Source organism: Daejeonella sp. (genome assembly GCF_030684675.1).
Classification (GTDB): domain Bacteria; phylum Bacteroidota; class Bacteroidia; order Sphingobacteriales; family Sphingobacteriaceae; genus Daejeonella.
Window position 1 is genome coordinate 1 of the sequence record NZ_JAUXXZ010000014.1, and the last position, 7,007, is coordinate 7,007.

Sequence of the window (7,007 nt, forward strand, 5' to 3'; positions counted from 1 at the left end):
CCGGATTAGAAAAATTGTTTCCATTGTTAGTGGAGGTAATGCAGTAAATCTTTTCCCCCTCACCGTATACCATTCGTATTATGCCCTTTGTATCAATACCAACATTGGGTTGTTGACCGCGTATTTCTGCAGCTTCAGTTGTTGCGAACGAGGTAGTTAAAAAGAAAAGAAGAAGGAACCTAATCATCATCTGGACGAAATGCTTATCGGTTGAAGTAGTGTGATCCATTTTAGGCATATCCATCATCATGGTCATGTTCTGGTCCATCACTTTGGAAAATCCCTCATCTTTCATAACAGGATTGTAATTCTTGTCAGGATTTTGTCCATTCCAGACTGCATGCTTGAATTCATCGACATTGAACCCATATCCATGTCACTACTATCCATAGAAGAATGATCTGTTTCAGTCTTAGAGGCATTATTTTGACATGTTGAAAAACCAAGTGTCAGTGCAAGTGAAGCAATTATTAATGTGTTTGTTTTCATAAATCATTAGAATTGAGTAAGCAATAATTAATGCAGTAATTAACATGAATAAAAAGGATACTTAAGTGTTTAAGTACTATAGAAGTAAAGTCAACGCAATAATCTATTTAACGCCTGGCTCATGGTCTATTCCGAAAGGTCTGGCATTCCTTTCAGGATGAGAGTTGCTGAAACTAGTATTGCGTTCTATTACGGGAGTATCATCATCAAAATCATTTCCATCTCCATGAGAGTTTAAAATTGTATAATGACCCGCCTTATCGAGCTGGGCTTGCAATACCTTTGTATCAATGGATTCATTCAGGGTAAGTAATACCCCTTGAGGTTTCAATTGTACTTCAGCCTCTGTAACATCCGGCAGTTCCATCAATGCTTGCTTTACGCTGTTTACACAGCCTCCACAACTCATTCCTGTTAATTCATAATACTTTTTCATCTGTTTATTTTTTGTTTTTTATAGAAGTTCGGATTGCTAATCGAATAATTGATTAATCTCTACTGGTTGAGCTTGTAACACGTACGTACCATTTATCAAATATTTCTAAAGGCGGCGGACAACATAAAGTTCAAATACTATGCCAGCATTGTTAAAACATAGACATTGAGTCTGTTTCCAATTATGGATTCAACTTCATTAATTTCTTCTGCCTATTATTTCTTACCTAGCTTTCTTTTTAATAATTGGGCATTAATGGCTACTATAATGGTGCTTAAACTCATGAATACAGCTCCTACAGCCGAATTTAGTAACGTTCCCTGGTTATAAAGGACACCGGCCGCCAGAGCAATGTATAAACATGATATCCCCGCGGCGCAAACCAGTTTTTGAATCATCTTACGATAAGTGGCCTTGCCGAACAAAATTAGGTTCCCGATATCTTTATTTACTTATTTAAGCAATTACTTAAATAAAATTTCCGATGTTTGTTAAAAATAGTTATATGACCGATCAGAATTGTATCCGCCTCTTCGCCGATGAAGCCCTTATAAAAGAGTGTAAGAATAAATTACTCTGTGCTAAGGTTTCTTTTAATAGCCTCAGTCAGATCCTTAGTCTTGCAGGCAATGAGGTTCGTTTAAAAATTCTTTACCTGCTTGAAGAGGAAGAAGGCGGCTTATGTGTCTGTGATCTGGCTGATATTTTAGAAATGAGCATACCTGCCGTTTCACAACATCTAAGAAAATTAAAAGATGCCAACATCATTCAGCCCCGCAGGCAGGGCCAAACCATTTTTTATTCGTTTAAACAAGAGCATTTAGAAGTTATCAAGCCCCTGTTTCAGCACATTACATTGGTGGCAGGAAAAACAGAAAAAGTATGAAAACAGAAAATAATTCAAAAGCACTTACAGGTTTGGGTGTGTTTGCTGCTTTAGCGGCATCGCTTTGTTGCATAACACCAGTAATGGCACTCCTGGCCGGTGCAAGTGGTGCGGCTTCGGCTTTTTCCTGGCTGGATCCTGCCCGTCCATATTTGATTGGATTGGCCGTGGTAGCATTAAGCTATGCCTGGTACAAATCATTCAGTACTGGCCATAATGTGGAATGTGAACCTGATGGTGTTTGTAAGATTGAAAATAAAAGCTTTCTGGCATCAAGAACCTTCCTGACCTTTATAACCATTCTTGCCATAGGATTAATGGCTTTCCCTTATTACAGTAAAATATTTTATCCCCAACCGGAGAAACAAACAGTAATTGTATCATCCAAAAAGTTGCAGCAGGTATCATATAAAGTAAGCGGAATGACCTGTGCCAGTTGTGAAGAAACTATCAAGCATAGTGTTAATTTACTTCCCGGAGTTGTGGAAACAAAAGCAGACTATGATTCGGGTACTGCAAGCATTAAATATGATCCATCTAAAATCGATAAAAACGCTATCATTAAAGCAATTAATGCTACAGGATGCAGCTTTTGCATCGGCTATCAAAGCTAATAACCAGGAACTGAAAACATTAATTGTAAATGGTGGACTTCCCTTGGGAGGAACTTGTGTTAATGTAGGTTGTGTGCCTTCAAAGGTTTTAATAAGAGCGGGGGAATCTATTCATAAAGCTTCTCACTCACCTTTCAGAGGAATAATGCCTAATAAGCCTCAGGTCAACTTCAAGGAGATTATCCTGGAAACAAAAGAACTGGTTGCTGATATGCAAAAACGGAAGTATTTGGACCTATTGGAAGGTTTACCTTTTGTAAAAGTTATTGATGGTTTTGCAAAGTTTATAGGTGATCATACCATAGAAGTAGAAGGTGAACAATATGAAGGGCTGAAAGTGATTATTGCTGCAGGTGCATCTACTTCCATACCACCTATTGAAGGCTTGGATACCGTACCTTATCTCACTAACATCAGCTTATTTGAACTGGAAGAATTACCTGCGTCACTGGTCATTTTAGGTGCGGGCTACATAGCCCTCGAAATTGCTCAGGCATATAACAGACTTGGCTCTCAGGTTACTATTCTTCAGCGTTCTGCGGCTATCTTATCTAAACAATCAAAAGATGTATCACATGAACTCACAAAACATCTTTGTGATGATGGTCTGACGATTCAAACGGAAACCACTGTTAATAAAGTATGGAAAGATGGAGAAACAATAAAAATTAATTATTGCCATAAGGGTACTGTTGTAACCATTACTGCATCACATCTATTGGTGGCTACCGGCACAAAGCCGAATACCGACAGGTTAAAGCAGGATAAGGCAGGCGTTAAAGTAGATGATAAGGAAGCAGAGCAAAAAGATATCCCTTTTCAGGCAACAACCTTACCATTAACAGAAGTTCCAAGAAGCATCGCTGCATTAGATACAAGAGGGTTTATAAAACTTATTAGAAATACGGAAACTGACTTACTGATCGGTGCAAGAATTGTAGCCCCGGAAGGCAGCGAACTGGCAATGGAAATAAGTTTGGCTATCAAATATAAAATTCCGGTGCATGAATTGGTTAGTATGTTCCATCCTTATTTAACACTTAGTGAGGGCATCAAACTGGCAGCATTATCTTTTACAATGGATGTTCACAAAATGAGCTGTTGCTCCAGTTAAATCACTTTTTTGCTGCAATTCTAATCCATAAATTCATCGCACGGCAGGTTCTTTCGAAGCATTTCATACATCAGTTTAAGAGGCATTATAGCTAAGAAAGGTGAATCCGGTTGTTCAGAAACTAATGAAAATATTCCTGCTACTGACCAGAGAGATTGATTTTTCCCTCCAGTGTTATAGTTTAAATACTTCAAATAAAGCAATCCGCATAATCAAGGGCCATGTGTATAACTAAACCAATAGCGATTAAGCGCACGCGGGGAACGAATAACAATCCTACATAAATAACCACAGCCATGTAAGAATGTAAAGGGTGAAATCCAATACTGCATCGGTTGGGATCATACATGGGATTAGCCAGTAAGTGATCCAGATCAACTATCATGGTTGCAATCATGATCAGCCATACTTTAAGAAGCATTTTTCTGTAAAACAGAGCTGCAATTATTGCAGGAACCAGGAAATGGAGAACAATATGAAACATATCTATAAGTTCAGCATAAACACATTAAGATTTCACTTTTAACATACTTGCATTAATTGCTACAATAATGGTGCTAATTGTCATTAGTACTGCCCCTGCAGCCGGACTTAACGAAACCCCCTGATTGTATAATACACCCGCCGCCAGAGGTAATGCTATCACATTATAACCAGTGGCCCAAGCCAGGTTTTGAATCATCTTACGGTATGTGGCCTTGCCGAACAAAATCAGGTTGACCACATCTTTGGGATTACTATTAACCAAAATAATTCCGGCAGTTTCAGCGGCTATATCGCTGCCGCTGCCTACGGCAATACCGACATCGGCAATGGCTAAAGCAGGCGCGTCATTCACCCCATCACCTGTCATAGCTACAAACTCGCCTTTACTTTGCAGCTCCTTTATTTTTTCGAGTTTCTGGTGAGGCAATACCTGGGCCATAAAACTATCCATTCCCAGTGTTTCACTCACGCTTTTAGCAACTTTATCGTTATCACCTGTAAGGAGAATGGATTTGATATTGTTCTGCTTTAAGGTTTTAATGGCTTCTGCTGATTCAGGCCGTATTTCATCTGATAATGCGATATACCCTGCCAATTCATTATTGATCAGTACAAACACAACTGTTTCGGTATCGTTAGCCGCAAAACCATCGGGGATAGTAATATTATTTTCTTTTAAATAACCCGGACTTACTACTAAGACCTTTTTGCCTTCTACTGTAGCTTCAACACCCTTACCGGTGATGGCGTTAAAATTTTCTGTCGCAGGAATAGTGAGGGATAAGTCTTTTACCTTCTGCAGGATGCCTGTTGCTATAGGATGTTCTGATTGTTGTTCTAAAGCAGATGCAAAACGAATGATCTCGTTTTCAGGAAGCCTCACCCCTAACCCCTCTCCAAAGGAGAGGGGAACTATTTTTGATACCTGAAATTTTCCTACCGTAAGCGTACCTGTCTTATCAAATACGATGGTAGTGATTTTTCTTGAATTTTCAAAAGCTGTTCTGTTCTTGATCAGTAAGCCATTTTTTGCGGATAGAGCCGTTGATTTTGCAACCACCAATGGCACTGCCAATCCTAAAGCGTGCGGACAACAAATTACGATGACCGTGACCATTCTTTCCATAGCAAATGATAAGGTTTGTCCAGTTAAATACCAATATAAAAATGTACTAATACCGGAAACGAGAGCAATTACAGTTAACCATTTTGCTGCCTTATCTGCAAGCAACTGTGTTTTGGATTTTGATTTTTGCGCATCATCTACCAACTTTATTACTTGCGAGAGATAAGAATCCTTGGCAGCATGTGATACGGTAACCTTGATGGAACCATTCCCGTTAATTGCGCCTGCAATTACTTTATCCCCTTTACCTTTTTGTACAGGCTTTGATTCACCTGTCAGCATGGATTCATTGAGGTAACTTTCCCCTTCTAATACTACTCCATCTGCTGCCACTTTTTCGCCGGGTTTAACCAGGATAATGTCATCCTCTTTCAGCGTTTCGGTCTTTACATCATGTACCATATCCGGCCCGTCCGAACCGGCACGGGCGGGCATCACCATATGAGCATCAGCGGGCATTAATTGTATTAATAATTCCAGCTCTTTAGATGCTCCTGCAATAGATTTCATTTCGATCCAATGCCCCAAAAGCATGATGAGAATCAGGGTTGACAATTCCCAGAAAAAATCCATGCCTTGCAAACCAAATACAATGGCTACGCTGTAGATGTAGGCCACTGTGATGGCAAAGCCAATCAAAATCATCATACCCGGGCTCTTTGTTTTTACCTCATTCACAAACCCTTTTAAAAATGGCCATCCACCATAAAAAAATACACCTGATGATAAGGCGAATAAAATATACGAAGAACCGCTAAACTGCCAGTCTACACCAATGAATTGCTGTATCATTTCCGATAAAAGCATAATGGGGATGGTAAGTGCGAGCACGACATAGAACCGTTTTTTGAAATCAGTGATCATCATGGCATGATTGTGGCCTTCATGCCCCATTGAAGGATTAGAACCATGCTTCATCATGCTGTGATCCATTTTAGAATGGTCCATTTTTTCTTCTTTAGGAGTAATTTCTATATGATGCTGATGTTTTTCCATTTGGTTATTAAATCGATACTACTCATATTATTGCATACCACCAGTTTCAAACCAATAACTTATGCCATTGGGGCCTTTTCCAATGAATTGAATCATTTTTTTAAATTTAAACTGATGAAATAATAAAATCATTTTAAGTCAATTTATATTGTAGCATCATGCCATCATCTTCGTGTTCCAGATTATGACAATGAAAAACAAAGACTCCGGTTAATGTTGAAAATGGGATGAGGATCTTTACTATTTCACCGGGCAGCACTAAAACAGTATCCTTCCAGCCACTTTCGGATGGAATAAGTTGTCCCCGGCCACCGCTTCTTTCCCATACCTGAAAATGTACACCATGCATGTGCATGGGATGAGGTTCATCGCCCTGCGAATTATCAAATACCCAAATTTCCGTGGTATTGGCAGCAACAGTTTCATCAATCCTGCTTTTATCATAGGTTTTTCCATTGATACGATGCATACCCGTCATATTCATACTGCCGCCCATTTTCATTGCACTTAAAAGGAAATTTCTTGTTTTCGAAGAAGATGTGGGAGAGACTGTACCGATAGATGAAAGTGAAACCGGTACGGAAAAACTATCGCTTACAGTTCGGTTTATTTTAAATTTCAGAATTTTAAATCCCTGTTTGCCTTGTGCTTTGCCGGCATTATTAAATATTTTGCTTTCTAAAAAAACTTCTGTACCTATGGTAAGCCCGGAAAAATTGACTAGTGTTATGTTAATTCTCAATTGACGGATAAAGTCTTTTCAATTTCACTCGTGCTTCTTTATTTGTGAACTGCCAATTTATTTTACAGATTTTATTATTTCTTTGATTTTGCCAGGCACTAACTTGCGCGGCTATTTC

General features: G+C 39.0%; 9 protein-coding genes and 1 pseudogene. 3 read left to right on the forward strand and 7 right to left on the reverse strand.

Annotated elements, in window-relative coordinates:
- The 3 genes from Q8M41_RS02280 to Q8M41_RS02290 form a co-directional block, all read right to left on the reverse strand.
- The coding region (locus Q8M41_RS02280) for a hypothetical protein (RefSeq protein ID WP_305363622.1) at nucleotides 1-295 on the reverse strand (295 nt) is incomplete at its 3' end.
- Nucleotides 292-489 carry a hypothetical protein gene (locus Q8M41_RS02285; RefSeq protein ID WP_305363623.1) on the reverse strand — a complete coding sequence of 66 codons (198 nt, stop codon included), beginning with the start codon at nucleotides 487-489 and terminating at the stop codon, nucleotides 292-294. The genes Q8M41_RS02280 and Q8M41_RS02285, both read right to left, overlap by 4 nt.
- A gap of 103 nt (nucleotides 490-592) precedes the next feature.
- The gene (locus tag Q8M41_RS02290; protein WP_305363624.1) at nucleotides 593-925 is read right to left on the reverse strand and encodes a heavy-metal-associated domain-containing protein; all 333 of its coding nucleotides are present in this window, start codon (nucleotides 923-925) and stop codon (nucleotides 593-595) included.
- Nucleotides 926-1,409: 484 nt separating this feature from the next.
- Here Q8M41_RS02290 and Q8M41_RS02295 point away from each other — a divergent pair, with 484 nt between their 5' ends.
- The 3 genes from Q8M41_RS02295 to Q8M41_RS02305 are packed head-to-tail and all read left to right on the forward strand — an operon-like array spanning nucleotide 1,410 to nucleotide 3,539.
- Nucleotides 1,410-1,811 (forward strand): metalloregulator ArsR/SmtB family transcription factor, encoded by a 402-nt coding sequence (locus tag Q8M41_RS02295; RefSeq protein ID WP_305363625.1) that lies wholly within the window; start codon nucleotides 1,410-1,412, stop codon nucleotides 1,809-1,811.
- Nucleotides 1,808-2,425, forward strand: a complete 618-nt coding sequence (merTP, locus tag Q8M41_RS02300; protein WP_305363626.1) for a mercuric transport protein MerTP — start codon at nucleotides 1,808-1,810, stop codon at nucleotides 2,423-2,425. The genes Q8M41_RS02295 and merTP overlap by 4 nt, the downstream gene beginning before the upstream one ends.
- A complete protein-coding gene (locus Q8M41_RS02305) occupies nucleotides 2,340-3,539 on the forward strand; it encodes an NAD(P)/FAD-dependent oxidoreductase (RefSeq protein ID WP_305363627.1) in 1,200 nt (399 codons plus the stop codon). Before merTP ends, Q8M41_RS02305 begins: the two co-directional genes overlap by 86 nt.
- Before the next feature lie 190 nt (nucleotides 3,540-3,729).
- Here the strand turns inward: Q8M41_RS02305 and Q8M41_RS02310 are convergent, their stop codons facing one another.
- The 4 genes and pseudogenes from Q8M41_RS02310 to Q8M41_RS02325 all read right to left on the reverse strand — a co-directional run.
- Entirely contained in the window at nucleotides 3,730-4,023 is a 294-nt protein-coding gene (locus tag Q8M41_RS02310; RefSeq protein WP_305363628.1) for a DUF6122 family protein, read from the reverse strand.
- Nucleotides 4,024-4,047: 24 nt separating this feature from the next.
- Nucleotides 4,048-6,147, reverse strand: coding sequence for a copper-translocating P-type ATPase (locus tag Q8M41_RS02315; protein ID WP_305363629.1), 2,100 nt, complete (start codon nucleotides 6,145-6,147; stop codon nucleotides 4,048-4,050).
- A gap of 133 nt (nucleotides 6,148-6,280) precedes the next feature.
- The gene (locus Q8M41_RS02320) at nucleotides 6,281-6,889 is read right to left on the reverse strand and encodes a multicopper oxidase family protein (protein ID WP_305363630.1); all 609 of its coding nucleotides are present in this window, start codon (nucleotides 6,887-6,889) and stop codon (nucleotides 6,281-6,283) included.
- A pseudogene (locus tag Q8M41_RS02325) lies at nucleotides 6,879-7,007 on the reverse strand (IS630 family transposase); the annotation flags it as partial. The gene Q8M41_RS02320 and the pseudogene Q8M41_RS02325, both read right to left, overlap by 11 nt.